Origin of the sequence: Planococcus halocryophilus (assembly GCF_022489025.1) — a bacterium.
In the GTDB taxonomy this organism is placed as follows: Bacteria; Bacillota; Bacilli; order Bacillales_A; family Planococcaceae; genus Planococcus; species Planococcus halocryophilus_A.
In genome coordinates, this window is record NZ_JAKVTG010000013.1 from 79,723 (window position 1) to 96,770 (window position 17,048).

Genomic DNA, 17,048 nt, shown 5'->3' on the forward strand with positions numbered 1-17,048 from the left:
GCACAAAAGGGCGAAATCGCTTATGTCTTTTGATGAGCGATGGCTTCTGGATGGATAAATTCAGAATTGTAAGCGTTTTCAAATTATTACTGGTAATTTTACATCAATTTTTTGTAAACAGCAACATAAAATGTGAATTGGGTATATTGGGGGATTATGGCTTTAACCCGGGTGTTCGTGATGCTTACATGAATTTTTTTCTTTTTAACCCGGGTGTTCGCAGCTCTTACATGAATTTCTCACTTCTTTACCTGAAGTTTTTCTTTTTTATCGAGTTTTCATCCTCGACAAAAAAACTGCCCCTCGAGAGATGCAGTTTAACCTAAATATATGTAGCGGCTTCTTAAATGTAATTTTAGAATTTTCTGATGTATCTAGTAGCTCGCCCTTCACCAATACGCTTGATCATCCCATCCTTCGTCAGAGATTCCAATAAATTTCTGACGAAGAATTTACTCTTATCTAAATAATCTTCAAGTTCTTTGCTAGTAAATGTTTCTTTTTCTTCAATCCACTGCACTATTTCTAGAGAATCATTCCTACTGGCATATACGAATTCATTTTTAGGCAATACCACAACAAACGAATTTGGTCCAACGTTCCAATATGGCTGTGTCTTTGAATCTAGATAACTTTCTTTTATCCGTTGCAAACCAGTACCGTAACTTTCAATCCATTTCATCCGGTAAATGCAATTTGCTAATCGCGGATTTCTGCTTTGTGAAATCCCCAATTCAATATCCACTAAAGTCAGTCCTTGTACTAGACCGCCTATAGATACAATTTCAATTCGATTATCAAAGATATGGATCAAAATACTTCCGCTAAAACTATAGTCGCGGTGTACTACGGCATTTACCAATGCTTCCCGTACCGCAAAAATCGGGTATTCTGTAATATCATTTCGATGCAATCCGATGAAACTTGCTGATCTGGCGTTATGCAATTGCATATACTCAAATGCTTCATCAACTTGCTTCAAGATAGAGCCGTTAAATTCTTTGCGGTCTTGGAAATCCAATTTGGTCAAGCCTTTGTAACGTTCAGCTTTGATAGAATGCTCGCACTGATCTGATAATAATTGACCTAAATTTGTGTAATAATTATCTGAGTTGATAATTCCAAGTGTTCTTTTTTTGCATTGGTTCTAAAGCTAGTCCTTGAGCTTCAAACAAACGTTTAGTTTCTTTGAATGTTAAGGATTGATTGATGCATCTCATGTTCTTATATTGAGTTCCATCTGATTCTATAATCATTTGACGAATTGCTTCATCTGATGCTGCACTAGCTGATGTGCCGTGTCGAACAAATACTCCTGCCGGCTTCATTCCCTTACTAGCAAGATGATATGGTCTTCTTGATCCACGTGTAATTTCAATCTTCAGTACTTTTCCCCCATCAATTGTTAAGATTTCAGCAGAGGTATGCACCAGTATATCTGGCTTTATGCTATCTCTTAGTATATTGCTGACGGTTTCTAAATTATTTTGAGCATTTACTAAATTTACCACTGTGCCATCATCTTCAATACCTATTAGGATTTCTCCTCCATCAGTATTTGCAAAAGCGATAATTTCTTTTTTTTATCCCTCAGTCATCTCACGCTTTAGTTCAATTTTTGGACTTTCCCAAAACACAAGCAACACCTCAGTCCTTATCTATTTTTATAATCGATTACTCAATCATCGAAATAGACTCGACTATCCCACACTTAACAAAACTATTCGTAAATCTCAACGAACACAAAAATGCCCCCTTCGAAATCTGTTGATTTCGAAGGGAGCATTTACCATATAAATCCCTACTTCTCACAAGCAATCAAATCTTTATCTCGATCACTCTTTTTATTCGCATCATACAAAGCCTGTGAAACAAACGGCTTGTATTTTGTTGCGCCGCCTTTGTTCTTCACTTTCGAATTACGAGCGATACCGCCTTTGTATACTTTGTTGATGGCTGTACAGTTTTCATACGTTTTTACTTTTACTGCTGCTGCATCAGTTGGCATAGGTGCTGCGCTGACTGTGAAACTAATGACGACCATCAACGACATGATGGCAAAACCGATTTTCTTCATCATCTATTCCTCCTATTTTTCGTTGCTAACTCCACAACAAAAAATCCATATATTGTTAGCTAATTTAGTTTACCAGTCTTTTATATCCAGTACTATAGCCTCAAAATAATTATTTTGAGGCAAACCAAAAAAGGACCATCCTCTAAAGTCCGTAGATACGACTTTTCGGGATAGCCCTTTTTAAACTAGAGGGATGGCGGAATTATTTCGTTTGTCCATTCCTTCTTACACAGTAGCGTGAATTTATGCACTTTCCAGCTCGAATTTTGCTGGTGCAGCAACTTGCGCCACTAAGGGTATTGGTTTAATAGAAAAAGCTCATCAGAATTTCATAAGATCCCCAAACAGCCAACAAGGATGTTGACGCTAGCACCGTATTCTCAAACCAGTTGTTTGTATTTTTACCCAGGTATTTCTTTTGGTTTGAAATGACTAGCAACCCAATGGCAATCGCTGGTAAGCCGATTACATTCAATGCATTTGTAAACAATGTCAAAGCAATAAACCCTGTAACCCCTGGTATCGACCAAATAATTGGGGAAATAAGTAGAAACAGGCTGACCCATTTGAATTTCGGATCTCCTTCTATTTTCTGGTCTTTTGTCAAAATTCTATTTGTAACTTTGTAATAGCAATCCATAATTACTTTTCCGTAACCGTTTGCCGTACCGATTACACTGCTGTATAAAATCCCGAAAACGCCCAAGTAGAAAATCCAAGATCCAAAGTTCCCCATATATAAAGACAAAGCGCGTGAAATATCATCTACACTTTCTACTTGAATCCCGTTAGGACGCAAAATTTCCGCCCCCACAATCCAAATGGCCAAGTTTAAAACAATGGCACATCCAAACCCAAACATTAAATCTCTTCGCTGAATTTTTTTGTGCTCTGGTTTGATCCAGCCTCTGTCTTGCAAAAAATAAGGATAAATCAAATTTGTTAGAGAACCCGCTACTGCCCCGACTAGCGAAAGAGCGACAAGAATAACGCTGTATGTGCCAACTTCAGCAGGTAGCGCAAATCCTACGGTACCTCTCAGAATCCCACCTACATCAGGTCCACTGTAAACCGCCAAACCTACGAAACAAATTGTTAATACGCCCAATAGAATCTTCATAACCATTTCCACGTTACGGTAAGCGTTTCTTCCCATAATCAGCAAACTAATCAGAACCACGCCAATCGACCAAAGAAATGCATCCCCAATACCGAACATCCAAGCCAATGCCAATCCGGATCCTTTTATCATCTGGGCGATAATTAAATGCCCAATAACCAGAGAGGCTATTCCGAAAAAGTATGGAAAAAATTTGTGAAGCCGTGAATAGCCTTCTAAAATTGTCATTCCCTCGTTATTGTACATTTGGAAACGTCCCATGATATTACAGATAACATATCGGATTAAAAGTGATCCGGCAAGCAACCACATCAATGCATAGCCATACGTTGAGCCCGCTACTGAGGAAGTTACAAGATCTCCGGCTCCCATCATCGTCAGTACCATTACAATTGCAGGGCCGTATGTTTTTACAACAGTAATCATTCTTTGTATGATGGATTTTTTAGCTGATACCACATTTTCTTCACGAATTTCCATTTCTTTCATCTCCTTTTACAATAAGAGTATTTAAAAACCGGTTCTAAAGAACAATACAATCCTATTTCCCACTACTTAGTTCAGCATCAAATTCTTGTCTCTGCTTTTCTTACTTTTTGAGTCGCTCTGAAAAGATCATCTTCCTTTATTATAAAGCGCTTTCATTTCCAAAAAAAGGTTAATCTACACAACCTGAACAATTATAATCAACTTTTGATATCTGATATATCATATTTACGAAAAAAAGTTAATTCACCAGATTTTTTTAATAAATTTAAAAAAATAAATGTTAAGGTGTATGCTTTACTACTTTTTTGTTCTCTTCTTTCAATTTCCCTAGAGCGAATGACTTGGTACGATTAATATGGTTTCTCATAGCATATTCCGCACCTTCTGCGTCTTTGTCACGAATCTTTTGATATATATTGTAATGATCATCAAAAGCACGAAGATGTTCTTCTTTATCAGCTAAAGCTTTTTTTCGGATAAATTGGTCAAATGAACGGACAGCTTCAATCTGGTTAGCAATATAATTATTTTTTGCAGCTTCCCGGATCGTTTCATGAAAATAAATATTCACTTCTTGCAACTTCTCGATATTTTTTTCTTCTGCATACTTTTTCATTTCCAGCAGAATCGAATGAAGTTTGTCTGCTTCTGCTTCTGTTCTTTTCAGTGCCGCAAGCCCTGCCGCTACGCCTTCAAGCGCGGCTCGTGCCAAGGTAATTTCTTCCACTGAACTCATCACACTCGTCGATACGAACGAACCTCTTCTTGCTTTTGAAATCACCAATCCTTCTTTTTCCAATTGGCGCAAAGCTTCTTTAATCGGCGTTGTGCTTACTTGAAATTCTTTTGCTAGTTCGCGTTCTCTCAGGTGAAATCCAGGCTCATAACTTCCCGCAAGAATTGCTTCTTTTAAATTTTCATAAATGAGTTCTCTAATTGAACGCGACTGCTGACTGATTTTTTTATGAATATTAACGTCCATTTTTGAGTCCTCCCTTTCTTTATAATCTATTTATGATGTATCAAATTTTAACTTTGCATTGACCTCTAATACTTCAGGATTGATCAAATTTGGAGGCCTTTCTCCTGTTATCCCCTTAACCAAATTTTCTATGGCCAATTTCGCCATTTCGTACCTCGTTTCATGAGTTCCTGAAGCGACATGTGGCGTAGTAACGACGTTTTTCAACTTCAGCAATGGACTCTTCGTATTAAGTGGCTCGTTTAAATACACGTCCAATCCGGCAGCGAGGATTTCGCAATTTTCAAGTGCTGTGATCAATTCGTCCTCTTTTACCAGTTGTCCACGGGCACCATTAACGAAAATGGCAGTCTCTTTCATCAGTCTGAATTCTTTTTTGCCCATCATTCCTATTGTCTCAGAAGTAAGCGGTGCCATCAAACAGACAAAATCTGATTTCTTCAATAGATCTTCAAGGCTTTCATACCGGGCGTTTAGCTCTTCTTCAGCAGCATAATTTCGTGAACGGTTATGATAGAGAATATCCATCTTGAAACCATGATGCGCTCTTTCTGCTACCGCTTTGCCGATGCTCCCCATGCCAATAATTCCAAGCGTCTTACGGTTAATGTCCACTCCAAACAGTTCAGCAGGAATTTTGCCGTTCCACTTCCCGGATTTCACATATTGGTCAAGTTCAGGTATTCTTCTCGCGGCCGACAGTAGTAAGCCAAAAATCAAGTCTGCGGTCGTCTCGACTAATACGTCAGGGGTGTTTGTCGCCAGTATTCCACGGGCATTCAGTTCTATAAGATCTAGATTATCATAACCCGCGGAGATGTTCGCTACAAACTTTAATTTGGGCGCGTGATCCACTAGGTTCTTGTTGACCTTCAAGCCTGACCCTATTATCGCTTCAGCGGACGAAAGATGCTCCCTAAAAGATACTTCACTAGGAGTTGCTTGCATAATATGACAATGATTCGCCAACTCATCGAGTAGTTTTTCAGAAATATGGTTATAGACAAGGACTTTTGGTTTCATAGAACCTCCTACTAAAATTATCTGAAAAATCAATTTACATTAAATATGATATATCAGATTTATCACTAGAGTCAATAGCTGGATTAATAAATTATTTTCAGCGCAAGGAGTGATTAGCTATATCTCATTACTGCTTCAACCATCTGTTTTGTTATTTTTTTATAAATACTGTTTTAATCGAAGTGAAAAATTCAATGGCTGCTCTTCCCTGTTCTCGGGAATGTGAGCTGGATTGTTTCATGCCGCCGAATGGTGCCTGTAACTCGACTCCTGCGCTTTCCGCATTAACACGTACAAGCCCAGCTTCCATATCATTAATGAATTCTAGCATATTGCCAATATTCGTTGTAAATATCGAAGCACTCAAGCCGTATTCCGAATCATTTGCGATTTCAAGTGCCTGTTCCATCGTATCAACTTTCATCAAAGCCAGTACCGGTCCAAAAATCTCTTCCCGAGCAATCGTCATATCACTTGTGACATTGTCAAAAACTGTCGGTTCAATAAAGTAACCATTGGACTTGGCTCCGTCTGTCAGTTGATTTCCTCCGTGCAACAGTTCAGCGCCTTCTGCTATTCCTTTTTCAATATAAGACAAGACATTATTTAACTGATTTTCGCTAGCTACAGGTCCCATCCAGTTGTCATTTTCCATGCCATCGCCGACGGTAATTTCGGCCACTTTTTTCACGAGTTTTTCACGGAATGTCTCGTAAACGCCGCTTTGCACGATAACACGGCTGGTCGCAGTACATTTCTGGCCCGTCGATTTTAAACCACCGCTAATTGTGGCTTCCACTGCTAAGTCCAGATCCGCATCGTTTGCGACAATTACCGGGTTTTTACCACCCATCTCTAATTGGTACTTAATGCCACGGTCAAGCGCTGCACGGCCAATTTGTTTGCCCACTGCGTTGGACCCAGTAAACGTAATGCCATCCACGCCAGGATGTTCTGCCAAACCTTGTCCGATGACTGAACCTGAGCCGGTCACCATGTTGATGACACCAGCAGGCATGCCTGCTTCATGGAAGCATTCGACGACACGTGCAGCGGTCACAGCAGTATCACTTGCCGGCTTTAGAACAACGGAGTTTCCATAAATAAGCGCAGGTGCCATTTTCCAAATCGGGATTGCGACGGGAAAGTTCCACGGTGTGATGACTCCGATGACTCCGAGCGGTACCCGATTAGTGAACATTAGGGCTTCGCTGTCGGAAGATGGAATAACATCACCGACTGGGCGCATACCTTCACCGGCATAATAACGTAGAATTGCCACACCGCGCGCTGTTTCACCTTTCGCTTCTGTAAACGTCTTTCCCATTTCCTTGGTCATTGCTTCTGCAACATATTCTATCTTCGATTCTAGGACCGAGGCAACTTTATAAAGGAAATCACCCCTTGCAGTGCCTGACAGTTTGCGCCAGACTTTTTGGCCCGCTTTTGCCGCCTCTACTGCGTTGTCCAAATCATTAGATGAAGACAATTGGAACGAACCGAGTACTTCATCTTTATTTGAAGGGTTGAAACTTTCGCTCGTCTTTCCTGTATCGGATGAATGCCATTCACCATTAATATAATTTAAATAAGTTTTAACTTCAGTATGAGTTGTCATAATATCCTCCTAATTTTTGATTTATTTGATTGGTTTATTGATTTTTTCAATCATAGCTTTTAATTACTGCAATAAACTATGAATTACTTCATCAGTTTACAGGCAGCCCTTTTATCCAGATCAAATTATTCTACTTAATCCCATTTTCCAAGATTCTAAAAGCTCGGCAACCTCTCGTTTGTCTTCTTCATTTAGCGGATCAACCGGTTCTCTTGTGACTCCGGCTGTTAACCCCAATTGCTCCATGGCTTCCTTGATCACTACTACGTTGTTGCCGTTATTGTATTTAGCACGCAAATCCTCGAATGGAAGAACTTCATTCCATACCTTCCATACCGTTTCCTGATTTCCTTGACGCAAAGCATTAAGCAATTCAAGAGATTTTTCAGGGTATACATTTACTAAGCCGGATGTAAAACCTACGGCTCCTGCATTATAGAAGAAAGGTGCCCATTTTTCTGCTGTTCCGCAAATCCATGCAATATTGTATTCTTTAGGAACTGTCTGAACCAATTTAGCAAACCGGGGCAAATCATTAATCGCATATTTAACTCCTACCAATTTCTCCAAAGGAGCCAACTCTTGTAACACCTCATCACTGAGATGAGGATCTTTGAAATAGATAATAGAAGGAATATCCAATGCTTCGATTATTGTTTTAAAATACGTAACCGCTCCTCTTGATGTGATATAAGGATGAATCGGCTGATGAATCATCACGCAGTCCGCTCCCGCTTCTTGTGCCGCCTTCCCTAATTCGATGGCAGTCTCTACTGCGTATCCTATGCCAGCCATAACGGTCGCACGTCCAGCTACAAGTTCAACAACTTTGTTCGTGGTCTCTTTTGCTTCAGCTACAGTCAATGCATAAAATTCACCTGTATTGCCGTTGGGAACGAGGACTTCCATCTTATTCTGAAGAAGAAATTCAATATTTTCTTCCAATCCGGTCCAGTTGATTGCTTTGGTTTCCTTATCAAAAGGAAGCATGTTAATCGCGGATATAGTTGAGAATTTTTTGCTGAAATCGGCATAATTCATTAGGTCATCTCTCCTCTAGTTTAGTGGTTTTGTTTTATCTTCTTTTCTTTAACGCCAGTAATATAGGCTTTGAAAGCTTCATTTAAGAGAGAAGTCACCGTTAAGGACACGTAGTCGGCTCCCCATTCCTCACGCTGTTTTGCACCTTCTTTGCTCTTCGTATGAATTCCCACTTTCACTCCACGTTCTGTTGCCAACTGGTAAATTTCATCAATACTTTTCAGCACTTCAGGATGATCGATACTCCCCCCATACCCTAGAGAAACAGACAAATCAGTTGGTCCGATGAAGACCATATCAATTCCTTCAACACTTAAAATTTCTTCCAAGTTCTCCATCGCTTTTTCTGATTCGATGTGGATGCATACTAAACTCTGGGTATTGGCATGTGCCAAATATTCGGCGATCGGCTCTGTTCCATATTTCGCTGCTCTCATGGAGAAAGCTGCTCCTCGTTTTCCAATTGGTGGATATTTAACCGCTTTCACTACTTGAGTGGCTTGTTCTTTATCATCTACTTGCGGTACATGAACACCATGTGCACCTCGATCCATCGCTTTAAGGATATGAGCTGGGTCACTTGATACTACCCGAACCAGTGGCGTAACACCGGCATTCTCTGCTGCAATGACCATGTGTTCAACGTTTTCATCTGACAACATGCCATGTTCGTTATCGATCACCACTACATCAAATCCGTTATATGCGACCATCTCCACCATTTGTGTACTAGGAAATCCGACGAATATACTAAATGCGGTTTCTTTTGAATCTGCCTGCAATTGGGCTTTTAACTTGTTATAAAACAAAGCTAATCATCCTCCCTTATTTTGTAGTCTATTCGCAATTTTACTGCTGTGATTATTTGGCTGCTTGCTCTTACTTATTCGCACTTCTTTTTTAATAGTGACAATCCATACTTGTGATCAATTTTTTATAACCTGTCATATAGTTAATTTTCTGAAAACTTAACTATATGAGATATGATATATCAGATTTCATATAGTTGTCAATTAATAATTTATTTTTTTTCTACATTTCTCTAGTAAAAGTTTCAAAGGCTGCTAAATCGGTGTGCTCGACGGCTTTTAATCGCTACCTCGCTAAACGAGATGAACTTAAGATGAAAAAACAAAAAAGGACCATCCTCGAAAGTCCGTAGATACGACTTTTCGGGATAGCCCTTTTTAAACTAGAGGGATGACAGAATTATTTCGTTTGTCCATTGCCTCTAACAATGTATTTCGTTGACGTCAGTGCTGGCAATCCCATTGGACCGCGCGCGTGAAGTTTTTGCGTGCTGATGCCAATTTCTGCGCCAAAACCGAATTCATAACCATCTGTAAAGCGTGTTGACGCGTTGTGATAGACGGCTGCGGCATCGACTTCATTAAAGAATTGTTCGACACTTGGCGCATCTGCTGAAATGATGGCTTCTGAATGTTTGGTGCCGTAGCTATTGATATGTGTTACAGCCTCATCGACTGTTTCGACCACTTTGATGGCCACTTCAAATCCTAAATATTCTTTTGCCCAATCGTCATCTGTGGCTGGAGAAATCGTAGAAGATACTTGTAGCACTGTCGCATCTCCGTGGATTTTCACATCGTGTTCTTCTAAAGCAGTTACCAGTTGGGCTAAATGATCAGCTGCCCACTCTTTATGAACCAGAATGCTTTCACAAGAGTTGCAGACAGAAGGACGTTGCGTTTTGGCATTGATTGCAATATCGATCGCCATTTTTACATCTGCTGATTGATCAATAAAGACGTGGCAATTGCCCGCTCCTGTTTCCAAAACAGGTACTGTCGCATTTTGAACGACCGTTTGGATCAGTTTTGCGCCACCGCGTGGAATCAGGACATCCAAATAGTCATTGAGTTTGAACATTTGAGACGCTGTTTCTCGGCGTGTGTCTTCTAGCAATTGAACCGCTTCTACCGGTAGTTTGGTTTTTTCCAAAGCACGGCGAATTGTTTGAACGATTGCTTTGTTCGAATTTATGGCGGTTGAACTACCACGCAAGACAATTGCGTTTCCTGTTTTCAGGCACAGGCTTGAGGCATCAACGGTTACGTTAGGTCGCGCTTCATAGATCATTCCGACGACACCGATCGGTACACGGATTTTGGTCATCGACAGTCCATTGGGCTGCTCCCAGCTTTCGAGGGTTTCTCCGATGGGGTCATTTAATTGAGTTAATTGGATCAGTGCATCTGCCATATCTTTCAAGCGAGCTGCATCTAGCGTTAAGCGATCCACTAACGACTCGTTCATCCCGGATTGGCGTCCGGCCGCTATGTCTTTCGCGTTTTCATCTAATATAAAAGCTTGTTCTTCCAGTAATTGCTCGGAGATAATTTCCAACGCCTCATTTTTTTCGGCTGTCGTAGCTTTCGCTAAGTGGAAAGCGGCCTCTTTAGCTTTTTGTGCTTTCGTGATCAATTCGGTTTCTGTCATGCGTTCTTCTTTTAGAAGTCTAGTCATTCTGTGTCCCCTTTCGATTTATAAAGTTACTAATACTTTCGGTTCGACTAATGGCCCAATATACGTACCATCGCCTTTTCCTTCAAAAATATCAACCAGTTTTTCGCTACCTTCTCCAGATCCGATAAATACTTGGATGTCTGCATCTGCTGCAGTTTTTGCAGCTTCTACTTTTGATTTCATCCCGCCGGTACCGACGCCTGATGCGCCTTCTGAGGTTGCTGCATTTTCCATCTCTTGATGAACTTCCGTGAGGAATGTATATTTTTCAGCATGTGGATTTTTCATTGGGTTGTCTTGGTAGATGCCATTAATATCTGTCAAAATCATTAAAAAGTCTGCGTCTATGAGCTTGCTGACTAAAGCGGATAACATGTCATTGTCTCCAAACGTCAATTCTTTCATAGCAACCGAGTCATTTTCATTGATTATTGGCAAGACGTCACGCTCCAACAAATTGGATATCGTGGCATTGGCATTTTTGTATAGATCTTTCGTCAATAGCAATTGAGCAGCGACGATGCTGTGCTTTTTGCATTCGTCTGCATAAGCTTGTAACAATAACCCTTGTCCTACAGCTGCAGCCGATTGCTTATCGACCACTTTGTCTGGACGCGATAAATAACCAATGCTTTTAAATCCTGCAGCGACTGCACCGGATGAAATCAACACCACTTCATGGCCTTGTTGTTTCAAGCGTGCCAATGCATCTACATGTCCACGCAGTTTGCTGATTGACAATTTCCCATTTAAATCCGTCAACGAGCTACTACCGATTTTCACTACAATTCGTTTCTTCTCCACTAACTATCATCTCCTATTTTAAATAAAAAATTTCTCCTCTTTTTCTAAAGACGGAAAAACGTCGATTTTAAGCATGTTTTCCAATTAAAGATTGTCATCAATCTACCGAATTAGATACGCTGTTACGATTTTCTATTTAACGTAATGGACCAAATAGACCTGGTGAAAAGATGTGTACTAATTTTAAAAATGTGATGAGCGCATAACCTTGCATAGATTTTAAAACCGTACTTGAGGTCTTCCCTTTAAATCTAAGCATTTCCCCACCAGTGTTTCGCAACGTTCGGTATTGTTTAACGATCTACACTATAGACCTTTAAACAAAAGAGTAAGTAGCAAGGTTAACATACATTCTGTCTCTTTCCAAATTACATCCAGTTTTTAAACGGCTTTATTAGCGGTCAAAGCCTTATGTATCTAAGGTCTCAGGCTTTTCTAAATAAGATTTTATTTTTTCTTATTCAAGGCTGAGTTGGCGCAAGACACCCCCTCAATTTTAAGTAGATTTTCCGGACAAAAAATTAAAACCAAGTTTACTGGTAAGAATTGAAGGTTTTATTGTATAATAGTTCTACTCGCTAATTGAGTGAATTTTGCAACAGTCTAATCTTCTAGTGGAAGGGATGAATAATAGATGAAATATGGATTTTGGCTGCCGATCTTCGGCGGATGGCTACGCAATGTAGAAGATGAAAATATGCCAACTACTTTTGACTATGCAAAACGAGTAGTACAGTCGGCCGAAAAATGGGGATACGACACAACCTTGATCGCTGAACTGAATTTGAATGATATAAAAGGAATGGAAGCCGATTCGTTAGAAGCTTGGTCAACAGCCGCTGGACTTGCTGCTGTGACAGAAAAAATCGAAATTATGACGGCCATACGTCCCGCCTTTCATAACCCAGCAGTAACTGCGAAAATGGCAGCAAATATTGACCAAATCTCCAATGGTCGCTTCACATTAAATGTTGTATCGGCTTGGTGGGCAGAAGAAGCCCGTCAATACGGCGGGGAATTTACCGAGCATGACGAACGCTATGACCGAACAGATGAGTTTTTGCAAGTCGTTAAAGGCATGTGGACCGAAGAAGTGTTTTCATTTAAAGGAAAATACTACGATGTTCAAAATGCACGCTTAGCACCAAAACCCGTGCAGCGCCCGAACCCAATTCTCTATGCTGGAGGCGAAAGCCCGCGTGGCAAGAAATCGATTGTTGACGCATGTGACGCCTATGTGATGCACGGCGGAACTGTAGAGGAAATCGCAGCGAAAATCGAAGACATGAAAAACTTGCGACAACTTGCTGGGAAATCGCCGCTCCAGTCATTTGGCATGGCCGCTTATGTCGTGTGCCGTGATACGGAAGAAGAAGTCGCGACGGAATATGCCCGTATTGTCGATATGAAAGATTCGAGCGGTTATGTCGGTTATGACGATTTTGTCAGCAAATCACAACTCGAGCAACAAGTGAAACTAGAAGATTATTCAGTCTCTAACCGTGGCCTTCGTCCGAACTTGATCGGCACACCCGAACAAATCGCTGAGCGGATTTTAGCTTACGAACAAGCCGGTCTGGATTTACTGCTGCTGCAATTTTCACCGCAACTAGAAGAAATGGAACGCTTTTCAACACAAGTGATGCCACTCGTTGAAGAAAAACGCCAAGCGCTCAAAACGCTTACCAACTAAGGAGGATACTTATGACTGAAAAAATTTATGTGATACATGAAAACGAAGAATGGACGACGCACTTATTTAAACGATTAGACGAACTAGAATTGCCGTATGAAGATTGGTTTATCAATGAAGGATTAGTGGATTTAAACGACGTCCCTCCTGAAGGCGTCTTTTACAGTCGCATGAGCGCCTCTTCTCACACAAGAGGTCACCGCTTCGCACCAGAAATGGCTGATTCTTTGCTCGCCTGGCTCGAACATCACGGCAGAAAAGTCTTTAACGGCACGCGCGCATTGCGTCTCGAAGTCAGCAAAGTCAACCAGTCCATGGCGCTAAACGCTGCTGGCATCCAGACGCCAAAAACAATTGCCGCAAATGGTCGCGCGCAAATTATTGAGGCTGCCCAAAAATTAGATGCCCCATCGTTTATTACCAAACACAACCGTGCCGGTAAAGGACTCGGGGTTCGCTTATTCCACTCTATTGATGCACTAAAGGAATATCTAGACAGTGAGGATTTTGAGCCATCCATTGACGGCATAACGCTAATCCAAGAATACATCCAAGCCCCCGAACCATTTATCACGCGCTGTGAATTTGTCGGTGGAAAATTTGTTTATGCCGTTCAAGTAGATACTTCAGAAGGATTTGAATTATGCCCAGCCGATGCTTGCCGTATTGATGATTTAATGTGCCCGGTTGGCGAACAAGTGGAAGAAAAACCGAAGTTTCAAATCGTGGAAGGATTCAATGATTCGATTATTGAAAAATATGAAGAATTTCTTCGCGACAACGAAATTGCTGTGGCAGGAATTGAGTTTATCCGTAATGGCGACGGAGATATTTTCACATACGATGTTAATACGAATACGAATTATAATGCGGATGCTGAAGCGGCTGCAGGTAAATACGGGATGTTGGAACTGGCGCAGTTGCTTGGGAGTCAGTTGAAGGATTTGAAAGTTAAAGCATAATCCAAAAATGCCACCTTCGAAATCGTTTGATTTCGAAGGTGGCATTTTCTTTATGCAATCTCTTTGTATAGATTAAATTTTCCAACCATTATTATTTATAACTCCGCAATTCATAGGATAGACGATTTTTAGAATCTTTTACTTTAATCAATCCATAACCTGGCGCAAAATAATAGTGAATCGTGAAAGATATATTAGTAAGTTTTGTTTCAATGTGTACAACATTTTTGAATGTTCCCGCAGGTGTCGTAACTGTTTCCTTTGTACTGCGTAAGTATGCATTTCCTATTTGAACATCTTTGTATAAATTCCAGTCGAAATCGTAGAGGGCTGCGGCTTTGTTTTGAGTTAATGGTGCAGGAATATCAATCCATACAAAGTCAGAATCTGGAGTCCCGATCTGAAAGCTTTTTGCTGAAAACGATGTGTAGACAGATGGAATTGTATAGCTATACACTTTGCCTTCAACATCATTTCGAACATTTCCTTGCAATACATTTCCATCTAAATAATATTTCATCCATTTAATTTTTGACGGACGCATGTCGATAAAGGAATTCAATTTTTGTGACTGTGTTTCTTGTTTTTTTGCTGATAATTGACTAGTTGGTACATAGCCTTTAATGGAACCACTTGTTACATACGACCAGGTAGATACTTGTGAATGGACATAGACTTCTATGTTCTTGTTTAGAGAACCTGTCTTCTTCCCACTTGTGCTTGCAACGTCTCTTAGTATTACGCTAGCATTCGTGTATTTTTTAACCGGCTTTGTATCAGTAATTGATTTGGAGTTAGCATAGCCTGTCACATTACCAGACTTTATAAGCGACCAACCACCACCAACCGTACCAAAATCTTCTACAATTACATTTTGTTTAAGAGTAGAAAGGGTTTTAGAAGTTGCTGATCCAGTCTCTTTTATTACTAACCCACTTTTCGGACTCACAACTTTAGTTTTACTACTTGAAACAGCAAGGGAACTTGTCGCTACGTATCCTTTTTTATTACTTGTTTGAACGTAAGACCATCCACCTTTTACCGTATTAAGCTGAGTTACTAAAGACCCTTTTGGCAAAGTACTTATGACACTTGCTTTTGGGCTTGCAGATACCCGAAGTTGTGTTGAAACTTGCGTTTTCTTTACTTCACGAACAGTGGTAGCTTCTGTGATGGACGAAAACAAAGGGACTAAGATAAATAATAGGACGATAACACTCAATACTTTTTTCAACTTTACTTTTCCCCACTTCCAATTAGTTATTTAAACCTATTACTAAGCTTATATATATTTATCAATAGTTCTTAATTTAACAACTCTTATATTTAAAGGGTCAATTCATACGATGAAAATGGCATTTCCTTTATACAAAATCTTGACATAGACTAATTTTTTTACTACCTGAAATACGTCTATATATTGCTAAATTTTAAATAATCCCTATGGATTTTTCATTCATCAACAAAAGAATCTTTTATTTCATTTTTTATAAGCTTTGTATTTGCCTTCGAATATATAGCCTCTTTCATTGCTTTTTACGACTGTCACCCCTACCGCACTTTCTAACAATTCGATTGTTATGACACCACTTCCATTAAAGCCATCTTCGCTGTAATAGATTCTCGCTTTGTTATCTACAAATTTTGCTTCACTGTATACCGAGCCAATGTACATCGCACCATAAGACATTGAATCGACTTGAACCTTAGCTACGTTTCCTTTTATGTCTTCAATATTCACAGACATATAAAAATCTTGGCTATTCGCTCTTTTGGTTTCCCAAAGTCCTTGATACTTCGTTAACGTAAACGGCACAACCGGTTCTTTTTCAATACTTTGTTCGATTTTATGGATAAAAACAGCATACTCCCCTCGTTTTAAAAGATCATTTGTTCCAAAGTTAGCAGCTGACTTTCCTGCCGTGATTTTATTATCAACAAGAGCTGCAACAGCATCTGCATAACGGTCATTCACATCCGTAAAAGTTAGCTTCGATTTATCTCCTTTAATGTTATAGGCAGCTGACTTCGTTAGCATCAGTGCCATTTCTCCACGTTTCATTAAGTCGTTAAAGCCGAAACTCTTAGTAGATTTCCCATTGACAATTCCTGCAGCTTTTAAAGCATTAATGGCAACGACTCCACGTGTAGGTACATCCCCAAATCCTGAAGAAGGCGCATCTTTTTCTGTAAATCCAAGCGCATGCGCCAAAATAATTGCCGCATCTCCGCGTTTAACGTTTTGATCGATGCCAAATTTGGTTTTTGAAACACCGTTTGTAATGTCTTGATTCACCAAGTAATTGACCGCTGGCTCATAGCGTTCTGACACGTCTGTGAATGTTGCGGCTGAAACAGGTGACACTGTAAGAGCAACTAATATCATAGTTAAAGCTGAAGATTGTGCAATTTTTGTAATTAATGGTGATTTAACTTTCATCTATTTCCCTCCAATTTTGGTCAAGCAACTGTACAACATGAAGATACGCTGTAAATCTACTTACTCTTTTAAAAGACTTGAACATAAACTAACTTGATGATTGGGTTTATTATTCGAAAAGCTGTAATTCTCCAAAAGTTACTTCCCTTTCCATTTATTTAGGCAATGCATACTAACTTATTAAATTTTGACCATCCCTTTCTAACTATTTTTTGCTTAACATTCTGATTATAATACGCTACTTAAGAAAAAGGTATTGTATTTTTTTATTTTTAGCTACTAAACAGAGAAAGACCCTTCATAAAGTCATCG

Annotated in this window: 15 protein-coding genes; 2 read left to right on the top strand and 13 right to left on the bottom strand. The window is 39.9% G+C overall.

The annotated features are described in order from the left end of the window. Window positions 1-355 precede the first annotated feature (355 nt). The 11 genes from MLE13_RS13785 to proB all read right to left on the bottom strand — a co-directional run bounded on the left by MLE13_RS13785 (window position 356) and on the right by proB (window position 11,641). Window positions 356-1,030: an ATP-binding protein gene (locus MLE13_RS13785; RefSeq protein ID WP_240750258.1), complete on the bottom strand. Its 675-nt coding sequence runs from the start codon at window positions 1,028-1,030 to the stop codon at window positions 356-358. Window positions 1,031-1,103: 73 nt separating this feature from the next. Further along, entirely contained in the window at window positions 1,104-1,574 is a 471-nt protein-coding gene (locus tag MLE13_RS13790; RefSeq protein WP_346429174.1) for an AlbA family DNA-binding domain-containing protein, read from the bottom strand. 227 nt (window positions 1,575-1,801) lie between these two features. Further along, window positions 1,802-2,077 (bottom strand): excalibur calcium-binding domain-containing protein, encoded by a 276-nt coding sequence (locus MLE13_RS13795; protein WP_240750259.1) that lies wholly within the window; start codon window positions 2,075-2,077, stop codon window positions 1,802-1,804. 304 nt (window positions 2,078-2,381) lie between these two features. Beyond that, the gene (locus MLE13_RS13800) at window positions 2,382-3,677 is read right to left on the bottom strand and encodes an Nramp family divalent metal transporter (RefSeq protein ID WP_240750260.1); all 1,296 of its coding nucleotides are present in this window, start codon (window positions 3,675-3,677) and stop codon (window positions 2,382-2,384) included. Window positions 3,678-3,966: 289 nt separating this feature from the next. Continuing rightward, window positions 3,967-4,668: a GntR family transcriptional regulator gene (locus tag MLE13_RS13805; RefSeq protein ID WP_240750261.1), complete on the bottom strand. Its 702-nt coding sequence runs from the start codon at window positions 4,666-4,668 to the stop codon at window positions 3,967-3,969. A gap of 30 nt (window positions 4,669-4,698) precedes the next feature. Beyond that, window positions 4,699-5,691 (bottom strand): 2-hydroxyacid dehydrogenase, encoded by a 993-nt coding sequence (locus MLE13_RS13810; RefSeq protein ID WP_240750262.1) that lies wholly within the window; start codon window positions 5,689-5,691, stop codon window positions 4,699-4,701. A gap of 151 nt (window positions 5,692-5,842) precedes the next feature. Beyond that, window positions 5,843-7,309 (bottom strand): alpha-ketoglutaric semialdehyde dehydrogenase GucD, encoded by a 1,467-nt coding sequence (gene gucD, locus MLE13_RS13815; RefSeq protein ID WP_240750263.1) that lies wholly within the window; start codon window positions 7,307-7,309, stop codon window positions 5,843-5,845. A gap of 120 nt (window positions 7,310-7,429) precedes the next feature. Then, the gene (locus MLE13_RS13820) at window positions 7,430-8,350 is read right to left on the bottom strand and encodes a dihydrodipicolinate synthase family protein (protein ID WP_240750264.1); all 921 of its coding nucleotides are present in this window, start codon (window positions 8,348-8,350) and stop codon (window positions 7,430-7,432) included. Window positions 8,351-8,370: 20 nt separating this feature from the next. Beyond that, complete coding sequence (locus MLE13_RS13825; protein ID WP_240750265.1) at window positions 8,371-9,159, bottom strand: HpcH/HpaI aldolase family protein; 789 nt, start codon at window positions 9,157-9,159, stop codon at window positions 8,371-8,373. 400 nt (window positions 9,160-9,559) lie between these two features. Next, on the bottom strand, window positions 9,560-10,837 hold the full coding sequence (locus MLE13_RS13830; RefSeq protein ID WP_240750266.1) for a glutamate-5-semialdehyde dehydrogenase: 1,278 nt from the start codon (window positions 10,835-10,837) through the stop codon (window positions 9,560-9,562). A gap of 18 nt (window positions 10,838-10,855) precedes the next feature. Next, on the bottom strand, window positions 10,856-11,641 hold the full coding sequence (proB, locus tag MLE13_RS13835; protein WP_346429173.1) for a glutamate 5-kinase: 786 nt from the start codon (window positions 11,639-11,641) through the stop codon (window positions 10,856-10,858). Between the two features lie 634 nt (window positions 11,642-12,275). Here proB and MLE13_RS13840 point away from each other — a divergent pair. Together MLE13_RS13840 and MLE13_RS13845 are read left to right on the top strand one after the other, a co-directional pair. Beyond that, the gene (locus MLE13_RS13840; protein ID WP_240750267.1) at window positions 12,276-13,334 is read left to right on the top strand and encodes an LLM class flavin-dependent oxidoreductase; all 1,059 of its coding nucleotides are present in this window, start codon (window positions 12,276-12,278) and stop codon (window positions 13,332-13,334) included. An 11-nt stretch (window positions 13,335-13,345) separates the two neighbouring features. Beyond that, a complete protein-coding gene (locus MLE13_RS13845) occupies window positions 13,346-14,296 on the top strand; it encodes an ATP-grasp domain-containing protein (RefSeq protein WP_240750268.1) in 951 nt (316 codons plus the stop codon). A 91-nt stretch (window positions 14,297-14,387) separates the two neighbouring features. On the opposite strand, the gene MLE13_RS13850 is transcribed toward MLE13_RS13845, so the two are convergent. Together MLE13_RS13850 and MLE13_RS13855 are read right to left on the bottom strand one after the other, a co-directional pair. Further along, complete coding sequence (locus MLE13_RS13850) at window positions 14,388-15,530, bottom strand: SH3 domain-containing protein (protein ID WP_240750269.1); 1,143 nt, start codon at window positions 15,528-15,530, stop codon at window positions 14,388-14,390. A gap of 246 nt (window positions 15,531-15,776) precedes the next feature. Continuing rightward, on the bottom strand, window positions 15,777-16,736 hold the full coding sequence (locus MLE13_RS13855) for an S-layer homology domain-containing protein (RefSeq protein WP_240750270.1): 960 nt from the start codon (window positions 16,734-16,736) through the stop codon (window positions 15,777-15,779). Window positions 16,737-17,048 lie beyond the last annotated feature (312 nt).

Bases quoted from the DNA above. Each gene is read 5' to 3' on its own strand.
- MLE13_RS13795 (WP_240750259.1), bottom strand. From the start codon at position 2,077: ATGAAGAAAATCGGTTTTGCCATCATGTCGTTGATGGTCGTCATTAGT.
- MLE13_RS13800 (WP_240750260.1), bottom strand. From the start codon at position 3,677: ATGGAAATTCGTGAAGAAAATGTGGTATCAGCTAAAAAATCCATCATA.
- MLE13_RS13805 (WP_240750261.1), bottom strand. From the start codon at position 4,668: ATGGACGTTAATATTCATAAAAAAATCAGTCAGCAGTCGCGTTCAATT.
- MLE13_RS13810 (WP_240750262.1), bottom strand. From the start codon at position 5,691: ATGAAACCAAAAGTCCTTGTCTATAACCATATTTCTGAAAAACTACTC.
- gucD (WP_240750263.1), bottom strand. From the start codon at position 7,309: ATGACAACTCATACTGAAGTTAAAACTTATTTAAATTATATTAATGGT.
- MLE13_RS13820 (WP_240750264.1), bottom strand. From the start codon at position 8,350: ATGAATTATGCCGATTTCAGCAAAAAATTCTCAACTATATCCGCGATT.
- MLE13_RS13830 (WP_240750266.1), bottom strand. From the start codon at position 10,837: ATGACTAGACTTCTAAAAGAAGAACGCATGACAGAAACCGAATTGATC.
- MLE13_RS13840 (WP_240750267.1), top strand. From the start codon at position 12,276: ATGAAATATGGATTTTGGCTGCCGATCTTCGGCGGATGGCTACGCAAT.
- MLE13_RS13845 (WP_240750268.1), top strand. From the start codon at position 13,346: ATGACTGAAAAAATTTATGTGATACATGAAAACGAAGAATGGACGACG.
- MLE13_RS13855 (WP_240750270.1), bottom strand. From the start codon at position 16,736: ATGAAAGTTAAATCACCATTAATTACAAAAATTGCACAATCTTCAGCT.